The 15,795-nt window shown below is 58.7% G+C and carries 17 protein-coding genes and 1 other annotated feature; of the genes, 1 reads left to right on the top strand and 16 read right to left on the bottom strand.

What is annotated here, in order from left to right:
- Positions 1-27: 27 nt before the first annotated feature.
- The 11 genes from ALIDE2_RS13635 to ALIDE2_RS13670 all read right to left on the bottom strand — a co-directional run bounded on the left by ALIDE2_RS13635 (position 28) and on the right by ALIDE2_RS13670 (position 9,676).
- Positions 28-1,308: an MgtC/SapB family protein gene (locus ALIDE2_RS13635; protein ID WP_013722302.1), complete on the bottom strand. Its 1,281-nt coding sequence runs from the start codon at positions 1,306-1,308 to the stop codon at positions 28-30.
- The gene (locus tag ALIDE2_RS25295) at positions 1,305-1,460 is read right to left on the bottom strand and encodes a hypothetical protein (protein ID WP_013722303.1); all 156 of its coding nucleotides are present in this window, start codon (positions 1,458-1,460) and stop codon (positions 1,305-1,307) included. The genes ALIDE2_RS13635 and ALIDE2_RS25295 overlap by 4 nt, the downstream gene beginning before the upstream one ends.
- Before the next feature lie 306 nt (positions 1,461-1,766).
- Entirely contained in the window at positions 1,767-2,813 is a 1,047-nt protein-coding gene (locus ALIDE2_RS13640) for a YVTN family beta-propeller repeat protein (protein ID WP_013722304.1), read from the bottom strand.
- A gap of 104 nt (positions 2,814-2,917) precedes the next feature.
- Entirely contained in the window at positions 2,918-4,756 is a 1,839-nt protein-coding gene (locus ALIDE2_RS13645; RefSeq protein ID WP_013722305.1) for a DUF3141 domain-containing protein, read from the bottom strand.
- 20 nt (positions 4,757-4,776) lie between these two features.
- Positions 4,777-7,110 (bottom strand): heavy metal translocating P-type ATPase, encoded by a 2,334-nt coding sequence (locus ALIDE2_RS13650; protein WP_013722306.1) that lies wholly within the window; start codon positions 7,108-7,110, stop codon positions 4,777-4,779.
- 3 nt (positions 7,111-7,113) lie between these two features.
- The gene (locus tag ALIDE2_RS13655; protein ID WP_013722307.1) at positions 7,114-7,365 is read right to left on the bottom strand and encodes a DUF2933 domain-containing protein; all 252 of its coding nucleotides are present in this window, start codon (positions 7,363-7,365) and stop codon (positions 7,114-7,116) included.
- 84 nt (positions 7,366-7,449) lie between these two features.
- Positions 7,450-7,743 (bottom strand): heavy-metal-associated domain-containing protein, encoded by a 294-nt coding sequence (locus ALIDE2_RS24495; protein ID WP_013722308.1) that lies wholly within the window; start codon positions 7,741-7,743, stop codon positions 7,450-7,452.
- 50 nt (positions 7,744-7,793) lie between these two features.
- The gene (locus ALIDE2_RS13660; protein WP_013722309.1) at positions 7,794-8,462 is read right to left on the bottom strand and encodes a methyltransferase family protein; all 669 of its coding nucleotides are present in this window, start codon (positions 8,460-8,462) and stop codon (positions 7,794-7,796) included.
- Positions 8,459-8,743, bottom strand: coding sequence for a DUF2933 domain-containing protein (locus tag ALIDE2_RS24500; RefSeq protein ID WP_011804758.1), 285 nt, complete (start codon positions 8,741-8,743; stop codon positions 8,459-8,461). Before ALIDE2_RS24500 ends, ALIDE2_RS13660 begins: the two co-directional genes overlap by 4 nt.
- A 25-nt stretch (positions 8,744-8,768) precedes the next feature.
- Positions 8,769-9,242 (bottom strand): hypothetical protein, encoded by a 474-nt coding sequence (locus ALIDE2_RS13665; RefSeq protein WP_013722310.1) that lies wholly within the window; start codon positions 9,240-9,242, stop codon positions 8,769-8,771.
- An 89-nt stretch (positions 9,243-9,331) separates the two neighbouring features.
- Entirely contained in the window at positions 9,332-9,676 is a 345-nt protein-coding gene (locus ALIDE2_RS13670; protein ID WP_013722311.1) for a copper-binding protein, read from the bottom strand.
- A gap of 236 nt (positions 9,677-9,912) precedes the next feature.
- Between ALIDE2_RS13670 and ALIDE2_RS13675 the strand changes: the two genes are divergently transcribed.
- Complete coding sequence (locus ALIDE2_RS13675; RefSeq protein WP_013722312.1) at positions 9,913-10,578, top strand: heavy metal response regulator transcription factor; 666 nt, start codon at positions 9,913-9,915, stop codon at positions 10,576-10,578.
- On the opposite strand, the gene ALIDE2_RS13680 is transcribed toward ALIDE2_RS13675, so the two are convergent.
- From ALIDE2_RS13680 to ALIDE2_RS25010, 5 genes are all read right to left on the bottom strand, one after another.
- A protein-coding gene (locus ALIDE2_RS13680; RefSeq protein ID WP_085945337.1) for an IS3 family transposase occupies positions 10,575-11,809 on the bottom strand; the annotation gives its coding sequence in 2 pieces (ribosomal slippage) (positions 10,575-11,521 and positions 11,521-11,809; 1,236 coding nt in all). The genes ALIDE2_RS13675 and ALIDE2_RS13680 overlap by 4 nt on opposite strands.
- Positions 11,415-11,531 (bottom strand) — a sequence feature (AL1L pseudoknot). Its footprint overlaps the gene before it by 117 nt.
- The gene (locus ALIDE2_RS13690; protein ID WP_238530015.1) at positions 11,709-12,440 is read right to left on the bottom strand and encodes a DUF4062 domain-containing protein; all 732 of its coding nucleotides are present in this window, start codon (positions 12,438-12,440) and stop codon (positions 11,709-11,711) included. Before ALIDE2_RS13690 ends, ALIDE2_RS13680 begins: the two co-directional genes overlap by 101 nt.
- A gap of 4 nt (positions 12,441-12,444) precedes the next feature.
- Positions 12,445-12,975, bottom strand: coding sequence for a RipA family octameric membrane protein (locus tag ALIDE2_RS13695; RefSeq protein ID WP_005793677.1), 531 nt, complete (start codon positions 12,973-12,975; stop codon positions 12,445-12,447).
- Positions 12,975-13,364: a TIR domain-containing protein gene (locus tag ALIDE2_RS13700; protein WP_005793675.1), complete on the bottom strand. Its 390-nt coding sequence runs from the start codon at positions 13,362-13,364 to the stop codon at positions 12,975-12,977. Before ALIDE2_RS13700 ends, ALIDE2_RS13695 begins: the two co-directional genes overlap by 1 nt.
- A 720-nt stretch (positions 13,365-14,084) precedes the next feature.
- Complete coding sequence (locus ALIDE2_RS25010) at positions 14,085-15,761, bottom strand: hypothetical protein (RefSeq protein ID WP_148262970.1); 1,677 nt, start codon at positions 15,759-15,761, stop codon at positions 14,085-14,087.
- Positions 15,762-15,795 lie beyond the last annotated feature (34 nt).

Raw genomic sequence — 15,795 nt, forward strand, 5'->3', positions numbered from 1 at the left:
AATTCTGAAGACGTGGCCAGTGGACGCTCACGAAAACGTCACGCTCAGCGCCAATACGGCAGCTCCGGACGCCATCGCACCCAGGTAGCCGAAAACAACCGATTTACCGACCTGCGCGCCGCCTGTCGTCCAGGCGATGCCGACCTTTGCCACCATGTTTGCCAATGTCGCGAGACCGAGCGCCGTGACGGTGGCGCCCGTGGACAATCCACCGGCACCATGCAGCCGAGCGACCGAGATCAAGATCGCATCCACGTCGGCAAGGCCTGAAACCGCCGACAGCACATAGAGGCCGCTGGTGTCCAGCCACTGCTTTGCCGCGGGCACCAGGACGCTCATGACAGCGAGCAGCACACCAAAACCGAGCGCGGTGCCAAGGTCGAATGGCGCCATCGCGCCGACAGCGCCCTCCCCCACTACAGTGCGGTCCAACTTGCGCCACCCCCATAGCGCAATACACAGCAGTGCCACGCCAGTGACCACCAGGGCGCTGCCGAAGGTGGACAGCAGCGCCGGCTGGATGACACCCAGCAGAACGACCATGCGAAAAAACATGACGCCACAGGATGCCAACGTGCCGGCTACCGCCGCGCCTGTCAGCGAAGGCTGCTCGCGTGCGTAGCGAGCCAAAGCCAACGTGGTTGCGGTGGAAGATGCCAGTCCTCCCAGGATACCGGTCCACAGCACACCCCTTTGCGCGCCGGTGATCCGCATGGCAAAGTGACCCGTCAACGACAGGCCCGCAATCAGGATGACTGCCCACCACAGCTGGTACGGATTGAGCGCGGCATAGGGCCCGAGGCCCGTATTGGGCAGATAAGGCAGGATGACCATGGACAACACCAGCAGTTGCAGCGATGCAGTCAATTCGCGGTGATCGATCAAACGCAACCAACCGTGCAAGGTCGGCTTGAGGTCCAGCAACACAGCGCCAACCACTGCTGCCGACAACGCCAAGGTGATGTTGCCGTGTGCCGCAAAGGCACCTAGGACCATAGTGAGCAGCATTGCCACCGGGGTAGTGGCACTCAGGTTGCCCGACAGTTTGGCGTTACGGGCGTAGGACACCGTCAGCAGCAGGGCGAGTCCGAGCAGCGCACCCAGCAAAGGCCACGCGCCGAACTCTGGCTGCAGATGCCCAAGCACGCCACCGAGCAGTCCGGTCAGCGCAAAGGTGCGCAGGCCTGCGACACGTCCACCCTCCGGCAATTCGCGGTCGTGCCAGCCGCGCTCCAGGCCAATCACCAGACCGACAGCAAGCGCGGCAACCAAGCCCGCAGCGCCCGGGGGGAGTTCGTAGCCGTTCATCGATGCGCTCCGTTGGCGGCCTGCGTCGCCGCAGGCACGATCTTGCGCATGAAGGGCGCAACGACCACGGGACAGGTATCACGCGAGTCGACATTGAACAGCGCCACCACTTCGGGCCAATCCACGTTCAGCATAAATTCCTCACGTTGCATCAGACCCTCGGTCACTGCATTTCAGGTTGTTGTACTTTGCGTTGGCATCCGCCTACCTTGTGTGAATGCGTGTTATGTATTTTGCGAGCGCAAGGCTGACGGAAAGATGTTTCAAAAATTACATTTCTGTCATGCGCTTCTTGGGGGCGTGGCATACCGGCCACCGATGAAGGTTGGCGCGTTTGATGGCTTCATGGGCCGGCGCTGCGGTGTTGCAGAAATACCTGTAAAGGCAACAAAAGGCTGGCGCTGGCTGGTTCTACATTTTTGTGTACCGTACGTACCGGTGTAGGCGACGGGCCCCACTCAAGGCGTCACGCTGATGCCGTTGGGTGCCTTACCGACAGGAACGGTTTTCGTTACCTTGCGATCTTTCACGTCAAGCATGGAAACCGAATTGGCGTAGATGTTCGTCACATAGGCGTACCGCCCTTCACGATCAACGACGACGCCATGGGCACCAGCGCCAGTTACGACTGTCTTGACGACCTTGAAAGTCTCCAGGTCAATCATGCTGACGGTCTTGCCCGGCATCTTGCGCGTACCCTGGTTGGCCACCAGGAGCGTGCGCGAGTCAGGTGTGGCGTACAACTGGATCGGCACCGTTCCTACCGCAACCTTGCGAATCACCTTGCGCGTTGCAGGGTCGATCACGGCAATGGCGTTTTCGCCGGACAACGAGGCAAAGGCCAAGCGACCGTCCGGTGTGAAGCCAGTCTGGGCCGGACCTTTGCCGGTCGGCACCTGCGCAACCTCCTTCTGGCTGGCGGTGTCGATGACCGATACCGTGCCACCCTTGAGATTGGCGACGTAGACCTCCTTGCCATCCGGACTGAACCGAAGACCATGGGGAAACTGACCAACTGGAATCGTCGCCACGTGGCTCCGCGCTGCTGTGTCGATCACAGTGACCGTGTTGTCACCCCCATTGGTGACATAGGCCAGGCGACCGTCTGGTGACACCACCACATGGGCCGGGTGCATACCCACCGGCACCTTGGCGACGACCGTGTTGGTCGCGGTGTCGATGGCCCAGATCGCGCCCGGTTTTCCCATCGCACCGTGGTCGCCTTGGGCCATGCCCTTGTGCGCAGAAACGTCGGCTGCCTGGTCAGGCTCGCCGTTATTGGTCAACCATGCGAGCTTGCCGTCGGGCGACACTTGCACGTTGTGAGGCATCTTACCGACGCGCACGTTCGTCAGCGTTTTCAACGATGCCGCATCAAGGACGCTGACCGTGTCAGCGCCTTCATTGGCCACATATACCTGGTCGGCAGCCAAAGTGGTTCCAGACCAGGCCAGCAGACCGATCTGGACCGCTGCCGAAAGCCAGTTGCATTTTCTTATCATCATGATCAATCCTTGTTGGGAAATGGCCCCGAGAACAGGGTTATGTCCGCTTTGAGCGTCCGGTATTACCGTCACCGTTTTTTCCATCATGTCCAGGACGCATAAAACTAGTCAGGGCGTTGAAACATCAGACGAAACGCTTGCTCAACCGCAGCGTCGCGGCCTTCACGCAGTCGTCCCAGCGCATGAGTTACTTGTTCTGCAGCTTCACGCTCACGCTCGATCAATGGGTGATGCTGCGCAAGCGGCTGTCGGCTCCTGGCGAGGGGTTCGGCCAACAGACTGACCCCTTTCATCCACGGATTAAGTGTTTCTGAAAACAAATACCTACTGCTGCGCATTGGATGGAGCCACTTGAGCACTTCGGCGGTCCAGGGCGTGGACAACGCTTGCGCCCAGGGACTGACGAATGCGCGGTAAAGCGCCTCGTTGAATGTCGAGACCTGTTTCACGCGCTCAAAAGCTTCTTGCGGGTAATCCGTTTTCAGGTCTTCAACCTGACGGGATTCAAAGCGAATGCTGTAAGTGGGCTTATGGCAGTCCGGGTTCCCGGACGGGTTGTCGATCTTCATCTCATAGAGGCCCGGTGCCAGCGCCTCAATCTCAGCCAGGCTCTCCAGGATCGCCCGGTGCTCCAGACGAGCCACCCCAGCAGAGACAAAAATGCCTAGATGGCCGACATGCCGGTTCGTGAGGTAAACGATTCGCTGCCCTGCCCGCTTGAGATCCTCGGTGTCACTATAGACAGCGGGGATCCACCCAAGCGCCTGGTGCGGTGGCGTGATGTTGTCGCCGTAAGATGCAAAGATGACGATTGGATTCTTGATCCGCCTCAGGTCAGCAGTACAACCCAAGCAAATCTGGAAAACACCCTGCTCAAGCTGGTTGCCGATGAACAAATTCTCAACGATCGCGAGAATCTCTTCTCGGCTCAGGAAATAAAAACCGTTCCACCAGCGTTCGAACTCCAGAAAGCGCGCCTGCTCGCTGTCAACGTTGGTGAAGAGTTGGGCGTACTTCTCCCAAATGGCCTTTTCGGGCTTGAGGTTCTCGAAATTCTGCGCTAGCCAGGCCCCGTCAAACCGGCCATTGCCCAGGTCGGCCGTCAGATGCGCCAACCAGCTGCCGCCAAGGAGACCTCCGGAAAGACGCATCGGATTGACACCGGACTCGCCCGCCCAATACGACAAAGGTGAGCCATTGAGCACCACCGGTCCGACCAGACCGGCGCAGTCTGCGGACAGCAGCGTCACCGCCCACCCGGCCTGGCAGTTGCCATAAAGAACAGGAGGATTGCCAGGATGGCGTAATGCGACCTCTTCGACGAAACGCCGCAGCACATGCAACACGTCTGCCAAGGTCTGCCCCAAAGCCGGCTCTGGAAAGAAAATCACGAAATAAACCGGATGGCCTTCGCGCATGGCCATCCCGACTTCGGAGTCGCGCTTGAAGCCGCCAATGCCGGGGCCATGCCCGGCGCGTGGATCGACGATGATGACCGGCGGTTTGTCAGAGTCGACGCAGTCTTCCCAGCAATGCCCGTCGATTTCCGTGATGCGCAGCAGTGCATAGTTGACGGACCGTTCGAAGCTGCGCGCGTCCAACAGCGTTTCATACTTGAAGTCCAGAAGCGGCGGCAATCCGGCTCGCTCGTGCTCCAGCATGTTGTTCGCGCGCTGGCGAAGCGTGTCCCAGAACAGAATGGTGCGTTCGAAGAAGTCGCGCTGGTAATCGAAATAGTCCTGCGCCGAAGGTGCTTCAGCTGCTCTTTTCATGCCACTAGACGCATCCTGTGGCGCAGGCTTCAACAACTCCTCGGAATGATCCAAGACGGTCGGTGGTAGATCCTTTGTCTGGCGGTGCGTCCATTGCACCGCTGCTTCCTTACCCACCGCCGTGGTGCGTTGAGAGGTCCGAGGCTTTTGTGGTGACGTGGGGATTTTCATCATTCCTCCGAACTACGGGGTCATTTTTTTCCGCGCCGTAAACGCAGAGCATTGAAAATCACCGAGGCCGAGCTCAGACTCATGGCCAGCGCCGCGATCAGCGGGGACAACAACCACCCAGTGAATGGGTACAGCACGCCTGCCGCAATCGGCACCCCAATGCCGTTGTAAACGAATGCGAACAGGAGGTTCTGGCGCATGTTTCGGACGGTGTCGATAGAGATGTCGCGTGCGGCGGTGATGCCGCGCAAATCGCCTTTGACCAGCGTGATCTGGCCGCTGTTCATGGCCACATCGGTCCCCGTGCCCATGGCCACGCCGACATCGGCCTTTGCCAACGCAGGCGCATCGTTGATGCCATCGCCGGCCATGGCGACAATGTGGCCCTCTTTCTGGAGCCGTTCCACGAGCGCCAGCTTGTCTGCGGGCTTGACTTCGCCATGCACCTCGTCGATGCCCAGTTTTGCACTCACGGCCTTGGCGGTGGTCAGACCATCGCCAGTTGCCATCACGATGCGCAAACCGCTGGCGTGCAAAGTCTTAATGGCTTCCAAGGTGGTGGCCTTGATGGGATCGGTCACGGCCAGGATGCCAGCCAGTTGTCTGTCCACGGCCAGATGCATCACGCTGGCGCCTTCACTGCGCAGACGCTCGCCATCTACCTTGAGCGCATCAGTGGCCACGCCCTCCTGCTGCATCAATGCGGTGTTGCCCAGCACCAGATGCTTCCCATCGACGATGCCGCGCACGCCAATGCCGCTGCCGGATTCGAAATCTAGCGGCTTGATCAGTTCCAGGCCCTTGGCGCGTGCTGCGCTGACGATGGCCTCTGCCAAAGGATGCTCGCTGCCTTGGTCCAAACTGGCCGCAAGGCGCAGTACTTCGTCCGCTGTATAGCCGGGTGCGGCAACTGCGGTGTCGAAAGCGGGCTTACCTTCGGTCAAAGTTCCTGTCTTGTCCACTATCAGCGTGTCCACCTCGCGCATTTTCTCGATGGCGCCAGCATCGCGGAACAGCACCCCCTGTGTCGCGGCACGCCCTGTGGCCACCATCACCGACATCGGCGTGGCCAGCCCCAGCGCACAGGGGCAAGCGATGATCAGCACGGCCACTGCGTTGATCAAGCCAAACACCCAGCTAGGTTCCGGACCGAACCAACCCCAGACAAAGAAGGTGGCAATGGCGATGAGCACCACCACGACCACAAATTTGCCTGCCACCACATCCGCCATGCGCTGCATGGGCGCCTTCGAGCGCTGGGCATTGGCCACCATCTGAACAATCTGCGACAGCATGGTGGCCGCACCGACTTTTTCGGAGCGCATCACCAAGGCGCCACTGGTGTTCATCGTGGCGCCAATCACATTGTCACCAAGCCGTTTGGTCACCGGCACAGGCTCGCCAGTAAGCATGGATTCATCGACCGCACTGCTGCCTTCGGTCACAACGCCGTCGACCGGCACTTTCTCGCCGGGACGAATGCGCAGCAGATCCCCGACGTGAACATGGTTCAGCGGCACGTCCTCTTCGCTGCCATCCGCATTGATGCGGCGAGCGGTCTTGGGTGCCAAACCGAGCAGCGCCTTGATCGCCGCAGAAGTTTGCGAACGGGCCTTCAACTCGATGATCTGGCCCAGCATGGTCAGCGAGATGATGACCACTGCCGCCTCATAGTAAACAGCCACGCGACCCATGGAAATGAATGAATCTGGGAACACGCCCGGCGCCACGGTAGCCACGAGGCTGTAGAGAAAGGCCGCGCCCGTTCCCAGAGCGATCAAGGTCCACATGTTGGGGCTGCGATGGACAAGAGACTGCCAACCGCGTACGAAGAAGGGCCAACCCGTCCACAACACGACGGGTAAGGACAGCGCCAGTTCGACCCAGGTTTGAACGTTCATGTCAAACCACCCGAGACGATGGCCGAACATTGCAAGAACAGTAACGATGACTGTGAATGGCAGTGTCCACCAGAAGCGATGCTGAAAATCCTTTAACTCATGGTTGTCTTCCTCGTCCAGAGGAATGATTGGCTCCAATGTCATGCCGCACTTGGGACAGATTCCAGGATGATCCTGCCGCACCTCGGGGTGCATAGGGCAGGTGTAGATGGTGCCGGCCGGCTCTGGCGCGGTGTCCTCGGGTGCAGTAGATACAAGGTATTGCAGTGGGTTCGCTGCGAACTTGCCTTGGCACTTGGCGCTACAGAAATAGTAGGGCCGCCCTTCGTGCGTCAATTTGTGTTCAGAATGCTCCGTAACGGTCATGCCGCACACCGGATCCTTTAGATCCTTTGGCGAGGCTGGCTCGGCAGGGGGGTGACTGCCGTGATGGTGGTGTGCATGCATGTCCATTGCTTATTCCTTGTTGTTGTTGGTGCGCCGTTGCGGCTGCGCATGGTTGCCGTGCCCACCATGGCCGCCGTGGCCGTGCATCAGGTGCATTAGCGGACAGGCGAGGAGCAACAGGTAGGGCCAATAGCCCAAAACATGACCCCAGTGCTCTCGCAGCAGGTAAAAACCGGCGATCAAGGCAGCCGTAGCCAGCGCCATGCCGGCTGGGCGGCGCCAGAACGAAGGCGAATGAGAGTCGTTGTCAGGCTGATCCATGGCGTTGCTCCTTCAGAGTGGCCAACAAAAGTGCGGGGCTCGAAGTCGCCCGGCCAGACAATCCGAAATCAAATGCCGTGGCCGTTATCGGCAACCACAGCCTCCCGTGCCGCCGCCGTGGCAGCCCGAGGCTTTAGGCTGCGAGGTTCCAGTAGAAATGGCCGCATCTGTGGCCAGCTTTGCGGGGTAGCCCGCATCGGTTAAGGCCCTCAGCAAAGGAGCGCTGCCCTGCGCCAGCTCCCCACTCACCCGGACACGGCCAGACGGGAGATCGACCTCTACCCCGCGAACCCCCGGCAGCGGCTGCAATGCCTGCGTGACGTGCTTGACGCATGAGCCACAGCTCATGCCCTCAACTTGCAGATCAATCGTTTTCATATTTCAAACTCCCAAAAATGAAACGTGTACCGCCGGCGGGAAAATCCAGATCATTTTTTTGACACCGAGTCAGTCGTCGACTGGGCCTTGCCAATGCGAGGGATAAACCGGGGTGTTCGCTGGGCGTAGGTGTCGTACGCAGCACCGAATTGCCTGCGCATTTCGTTCTCTTCGGTGATGGCCAGACGCCCGTACATCAAGAGCAAGACAGGGAACATGACCAAGGTCAGCAACGTGGGCCACTGCAGCAGGAAGCCCAGCAGAATCATCACGAAAGCCACGTACTGCGGATGGCGAATGCGTGCGTAGGGGCCTGCCGTAGCGAGCGACTGGTGACGCTGAGCGTGGTACAGCACATTCCACGCGGTGGACAGCAGGTAGAAACCAAAGCCCAGAAAAACGTAGCTGGCGATGTGCAGCACGCCAAAATGCGGGTCGCCCTTTTCGCCCAAGAGGGTAGACCACAGGTGACCCGATGTGTGAGAGAGCAGATCCAGATTAGGGAACTTGGTTTGCAGCCAGCCCGACAGCAGATAAATCGTCAACGGGAAGCCATACATCTCCACGAACAAGGCAACGATGAAGGCTGCAAATGCGCCAAACGTCCTCCAGTCACGTGCCGTCGCTGGCTTGAAAAAGCTGAACGCAAACATGATGAAGATCGCTGAATTGATGATGACCAGCGACCACAGGCCATAAGCGGATTCGGTATGGTTCATCGTGAATCCCCTTCATTGCGTGATTCGGTAGTTTTCTTGGCATCAGGCTTGCTCTGGCCATGTCCGCCATGTCCGCCATGTCCGCCATGTCCGCCGTGCATGAAGATATGCATCAGCGGGCAGGCGAGGAGCAGGAGAAAAGGCAGTGCCCCGACGACATGCGCGAGGTGTTCGGTCAACAGGAAATATGCCGCCACGCCGCCTATCACCACGAGGCCGATGGCATAGCGAGAACTCCAGAAGCTGGGGGGCGACTCGTGCCCGTCGTGTTGATGGTTCATGGTGACTTCCAATTCGGTGGATGCGTTACTTGGTCATCGAGGCAGGCAGACGGTCCAGCATCATCTGCATCATGGACTCCATCATTTCCATGCGCTTTTCCATCATCTGTTGACGCTCGGCCATGTTGGTGGGCATGCCCTTGCCACCTTGCATGCCACCCATGCCCTGCATGCCTGCGCCCATCTGCTGCATCATTCCCATACCGTCCTGCATCAGCTTCATGTGCTCGTCCATGAGCGTCTGCCGCTCTTCCGGCGTTTTGGCCGCCATCATCTTTTCGTGCATCGCTTGCATGGCTTTCATGTGCTCGTCCATCTTGGCCATTCCAGCCATCTGTCCCGCACCCGTTGGCTTCGCGGCCGCCTTCATTTGGGTGGGTGCAGGCGATGTGCTTCCTGCAGGGTGATGGGCCTTGTGCTCATCGGCGGTTTGCGCCACCACGCTCAGTGAGAGCGACGCGACACAGATACCAACCAGGGTATGGCGAATTTTTGACATAGTGCTCTCCTTCTTCCGGTGAAAAACCGTCGCAGTCAGCATTCAAACCCCCTGACCGCCACGACACAGCACGCCCGAGCAGCGTGTTCTTACTGAGCGGGCTGAATGTCAGTGACAACCATCTTCCCGCCCTCGTTGACGACCATGAACTTGACCTTGTCGCCGGGCTTCACCGTGCCCAGCAGACTCTTGTCTTTTGCGGAGAACACCATAGTCATGCCGGGCATGTCCATGTGCTTTATTTCTCCGTGCTTGATGGTGACCTTGCCAGTGGCCTGATCGACCTTCTTGATCTCGCCGTCGGTCATGGATGCCGATGCTTGGGACATATCCATCTTGCCGTGGTCCATCATGGTCTGGGCGAAACTGCCCATGGGCATGAATGTGCCCATGGCAAGAGCGGAGATGGCAAGAATGTTCTTGATGGTGTTCATGATTTCCTCACGACTGAGAGCAAAAAGAGTGGGTTGTTTCTCGGCCACTTTGACGACGCCTTTGGGCCAGTGTTACCTTGCTGGACTCGCCGCGACGAATGACCGATCTCATGAAAGAGATTCTGAAGAGCAAACCTGTCAGGAAACTGTGCGCCGGATTACAAATTTGTTATCTTCATGTCGGGATCGCCGAAACTCGTCAAACTCACGTCTACGCCAGATAGCGGAGAGTGACCATGAAGATATTGATCGTCGAAGATGAGCCTAAAACCGGTGAATACCTTCGCCAGGGATTGAGCGAGGCCGGATTTGTGGCCGACCTGGCTCAAAACGGTAGCGATGGGCTGCACCTGGCACTCCAAGGTGAGTACGACCTGGTGATCCTGGATGTCATGCTGCCCGGACTGGATGGCTGGCAGGTGCTGCAGTCCCTGCGCAATCGTGGCTTGCAGATGCCTGTGCTGTACCTGACGGCCCGGGACCAGGTGGAAGATCGGGTCAAAGGGTTGGAATTGGGCGCTGATGACTACCTGGTCAAGCCCTTTTCATTCGCCGAGTTGCTGGCCCGTGTACGGACAATCTTGCGCCGGGGCCGAGGAGGCACCGAAACCAACACATTGCGCGTGGCTGACCTGGAACTTGATCTGCTGCGCCGACGGGTCTCGCGGGGTGGCCGCCGCATTGACCTGACAGCCAAAGAATTTGGTTTGCTGGAGTTGCTGTTGCGCAGGCATGGAGAAGTGCTTCCTCGCTCGCTGATTGCCTCCCAGGTGTGGGACATGAACTTCGACAGCGACACCAACGTGATCGAAGTGGCGATGCGCCGCTTGCGCCTAAAGATCGACGAAGGCCAGGACGTCAAGTTGAACCGCCCCGGCTTTCAAGGAGGCCGATTGGTTTAAGTTGACACCTCTGTCGAGGTGTCGCTGACGGCGAGTTGCCTCCAGTAGTTTGCCTCAGCTTCTGCCGGAGGGATGCCCCCAATCGGCGTGAGCAGTCGGACGTGATTGAACCAGTGCACCCACTGCAGGGTGGCCAGCTCCACGGATTCCCTGGTCTTCCAGGGTCCCCGGCGGTGAATCAGCTCGGCCTTGTACAGCCCGTTGATGGTCTCGGCCAGTGCGTTGTCGTAGCTGTCACCCCGGCTGCCCACTGATGGCTGGATACCCGCCTGGTCCAAGCGTTCGGTGTAGCGTATGGAAACGTATTGACTGCCCCTGTCGGAATGGTGCGTCAAGGCATGGGCTGCTGGCTGGCGGTCATACAGCGCCTGCTCCAGCGCATCCAGCACGAAGTCCGTTTGCATGCTGCGGCTGACCCGCCAGCCCACGATGCGCCGGGCGTACACGTCCACCACGAAGGCCACGTACAACCAGCCCTGCCAGGTGGAGACGTAGGTGAAGTCCGACACCCACAGCTCGTTGGGCCGGCTGGCCTTGAATTGCCGGTTGACGTGGTCCAGCGGGCACGGTGCCGATGTGTCCGGCGTGGTGGTGCGCACTGTCTTGCCACGGCGTGCTCCTTGCAAGCCCATGGCACGCATCAGGCGCTCGACCGTGCAGCGCGCCACTGCGATGCCCTCGCGGTTCATCTGCAGCCAGACCTTATCGGCCCCGTAGACCTGCCAGTTGGCGTGCCACACGCGCTGGATGTCGGCTTTCAAACCCTCGTCACGCTGGACGCGTTGACTGCGCAGTTGCGGGTTGCGTTGCCGGGCTGCGTGGCGCCAGTAACACGACGGGGCCATCTGCAGCACCCGGCAGATGGGCTCGACCCCGTAGTCATCACGGTGGCGGTCGATGTAGTTCTTCAAGACTTCAATCGGCGGTCGAGCTCCGCCTGCGCGAAAAACGCGCTGGCCGTCTTCAGGATGTCGTTGGCCCGGCGCAGCTCTTTGACCTCACGCTCCAGTTCCTTGATGCGCTGGGCGTCTGCCGTGGTGGTGCCGGGGCGCTGGCCGCTGTCGACCTCGGCCTTCTTGACCCAGTCATTCAAGGTCTGCGGCACGCAGCCAATCTTGGGCGCAATCGATTCAATGGCTGCCCACAGCGACGGGTAGTCGGCTCGGTGCTCCTGCACCATGCGAACGGCGCGCTCGCGGACTTCCGGGGAGAACTTCGGTGACTTGTTCATGGCTCCATCTTCTCAAGAGTTGGTGCCTCCTCGAAATCCGGGGCTGTTCACAGGTCCCTGCGACCTTGCCTTTCAGGAACGTGAACCGTGGTGGTGTCAGCCGATGCATTCGCGTCGCGGTCGTGGCAAGTTGAGGCAGCACTTGGGCTCCGGGCGCCTTCTCCATCGCACCAACAAATCGCACAACGTCTTGAGTGACCTTCGCCGCGAGGTCCTCTGGCGACGAGAAAGAATTCACCACGTGTGCTGTCTTGAGCTGCCCCTTGAACGCGAGTAACTTCTCTGCGCCGGCGCCAGTGTCAACAAATTTTGGAAGCACAGGGTGGTGCTCCTCGTCGATCAGGTACATCAGCGTTGGCAGCCGAATGGCTTGCGCTTCCTCGTATTCGAGCTGAGTCATCGACTTCCCATCGTTAGGGTCGACGAAACCGTACCGCATGCCAATGATGCCGACGAAGATGTTCGAGGCGCGGACCAGTCGGAGGCACTCGGCCTTGGGCGTGTCAGGAAGTGCCCCGAAGAACTCCATCGCCTTGAAGGTAAGCTCCAATCGGGCAATGGCATCGCGCACAAGACGCCGGTGCACCTCAAGATCGATGAACGTGCTGCTGACGAATATCGTCTGCTTCATATGCTCACGTGCACAAGGCCGCTCGCACTGCGGGCCAATTTACCGACTTCAAGAACACGATGGCGTGCAGGACCATGAAAATCCAAGGCACCAGTGACTCGACGTGAGATAACGGCCGATAGAGTATCGGGTTCGTTCCACGATCAACATACTTCCATTCGGCGTCATACGGGCGAATCGGCAGCCGCTTCTCAATCTCATGCACCACGGCCCATTTGGCGGTGTTCAGGTTCCGGTACGACGTAATGATCACGTACCAGAGGTATGTCAGTGCGACCCCTGCGAGCGCTATGAGCCAATGATGCTCATTCGTGTCCTTGACTGTGAGGTACCCGACGAAACCAAGGATTGCTGTGTTCACTGCCAGGAAATACTGATTCGCCGTCGTTCTTCGCTGGCTGATGCGATCAGCCATTTCCACATACAGTTTGTACTGATCGAGCAGGTGGCTGTACCATTTCTCGTTGTGCGGGTACTCGGCGCCATCCTTAATCGGGATTTCGTTCCATAGCGTTTCTAGATCAATCTGTGGCATTAGCGACCGCCATGGATCAAGGTCTTGAGATTCTCCCAAGTCCAGTTATACATTTTCTCGTTCTCAGCGCCTCTCGGGCGTGTGCACTCAGCATCCCTATAGCCTTTCAACAGGAACAGCGGTTTGCCGAGCTGCTTGGCGATCAAATACTCTATCGATACACCCTTTGCGGTGTGAGTCTTGGTGCCGCACAGCACACAGACCACGTCAGCGCGGCTGATCCTTCCCTTGACCTTGTCCTGCCAGTCGCCGGTCAGGTGCTCCTTGACCGAGGCATCCGTTACCTCGAACGGCGTGTCCTCGTGCTTCGACTGCCCGATCAGGAATGTCTTAAGGGTCTCGTCGTTGTCGTAGTCAAAGCTGACGAACAGGCGTTTCCTAGTCGGCATGCCAGTCTCCTCTCAGGGGGATTCGTTTTACAGGTTGGGGCTTCAAAAGGTGGTCCGATTTTCTGGCATTTCTTCGAAATCGAGTAATGCAAAGTTGCACTTGAGCTACCCAACCAACGGGAGACCGCCATGGCGAACCTGACCCGAGTACGGCGTGCCATAAAACTGATCGAGAAGCTGCGTAGCTTGAGTGCCCCCGCTAACGGCGACACGATTTCTGACTCGTACTCCGAAGCAACACGATGCTGATCGAGGGTTCAACGACCGGTTCCGGCAAGAGCAGCCACTCAAGCAGCGCACCCGACTGACCGCAACCAGCCTGAACCAGACGTCGGCCCGCATCGCGTGGATGGCGACAGTTGGCCGATTGAAGCCAGTTGAGTGGGCGTGCCGTTCAGGTGTTCACATCCCAGGACTCTGTTCAGGATAGGTGGAATACGCAGCGAGTTTATAAATGAACTGTGCGCGCTTCAGTCTACGCATGCCCGCAACGCAACGCAACGCAACACGACGCAACGCTCAGTTTTCGCCCTCCGCGCCATCATCGTCCAATACCTCGTCAGCGGCGGCATCGGCGTATGCTTGCGGAGGTTTTTTGCGCGGATCCGCGTCAAACTGGAGATATGGTGCCAACGCTGCTTCCAGCGCGCAGTCGTTTCTCACAGCCCGCGCTCAAGGGTGCAGACACTATTTTGACTAGCAAAAGCCCAGCCTGCAAAGTCAAGGTTCTTTGCCGGTATTCGCTTTGCGCGCAATGGGCGCTGTCCGATTCGGTATAGCCTTCGGTGGGGTGGCAGCCTCCGAATTTAAAGCGGGCCCGCATTGCCTCGCAAGCCATTGTCTTTGCGCATCGCTCAATCCTGCATCTTTCAGGTTCAGATAGCTGACAAGCGGACTGAGGTTTGCCTGCTTGCTGACAACATCACCACCCGCTTCTCCCCTGGTTCCCCCTCCCTCGGCCGGACCAGCATCCTGGGCAGGCTGTTGACCGGATTCTTTCGGCTCACTCGGCACAAATGGGGTGACGGACGGCCAAGATCTGACTTCGGATTTAGCCACCTGGATGCGCTGGTAGCGCAGATGGCCCACACTGCCGCCAAGTCGGCCCTTCTCGATCTCGGCAGGCCAGATCGGCCACCTCCCATCGTCCCCAAATGATGCCAACTCAAACACCATGGGAGCGCCAATACGGGACTTCAGAATGACTGGGCATGCCCAACCCAGCTTCTTGTCAGCATCCAATTGACATATCTGCTGTCCACGTGCGCTCTTGTTGAAGGTCTCGCATCCTTCGGGCGTCAACACCACACCAACGGGTATTTCCCCAAGTCCCAGAGTACGCACAACTGCCACGGGAATGGCCATCCATGCTGAAGTCAGCATCGTCAGAATCAAAACCGCGGCGGCGCCCGAGGCGATAAATGCTGGGATTTGAGCTTTCTGGGGAATCCTCACAACCACCATGTTCAAGAGAATGCTGATGACACCCCAACCACCCAGCCCGGCGGCGAACTTCAAGCTGTCGACGTTACTCTGCCGGGTCAGTGCTTCATAGGTCACAAATGCCATCATGGCCGAAACAAGCCATATGAATCCGCTCGCAAGGTAGGCGACGTACTCTTCCCAGGTCTCGGGCTCCTTGCGCCGCGCCGCAGCATTGCCATTCTCCAATATCGATTTCGCACCGCCTTCTGACGGTGATTTGCATTGCGCTCCGCTTTCGACTCCTGGTTCTGCCTCAAAGACACTTTTGTTCTGCTGCTGATACCAGCACCCCAACGCGGGGACGAAAAAAGAGAGAGCCAGCGTGAACCAAATCCAACAGGTGGTCGACAGAGTTTTCTCAGAGATGACAGAAACCACCACCGCGGCAATAAAAATGCCGCCCGGCGCAGCCAGGAACATTAGGCTCCGGAGGCTCGCCAAATGAGGTACATACGATGCCAGAGACCGCGTTACAACCCCTGCGGCGATCGTAGAGCCCCCCAGCGTGAAAATCACCAGCAACCCTATCACTGCAACTGCTGCTACTGTGGCGGTCGCTCCCGCCAAGTCCAGGTCGGGCATCGAACCCAGATGCGTGAAAAATGCCAGCAGGATCAGTCCTCCATAGACCGATACCGCGAGGCTGAAAGCCTTGAAAGGATGCTCTTTCAGGCGCGCCAACCACCAGACCTCAGCAGGCTTGGTGGCGGTCTCCAGCTGTTTGCCCGAGAGTTGGGCAGATGCTTGATATTGACGGCCCTCTTGCGAGGATGAGCCGCCTGGAGTCTTCAATGGAGCCTCTTCTGTCGGTTTCTGCGTTCCTTCTGTGGAAGGAACAGATGAGGATTGATCGTTCAACGAAGAGTCCGGGGTATATCTGGTCATGGTTGCTGTATGTTTCTTTGTCTTCATCCACGTCCGGCTGGCCCGCAGAACGGGGGCCAGG

This window comes from Alicycliphilus denitrificans K601 (assembly GCF_000204645.1).
Classification (GTDB): Bacteria; Pseudomonadota; Gammaproteobacteria; order Burkholderiales; family Burkholderiaceae_C; genus Alicycliphilus; species Alicycliphilus denitrificans.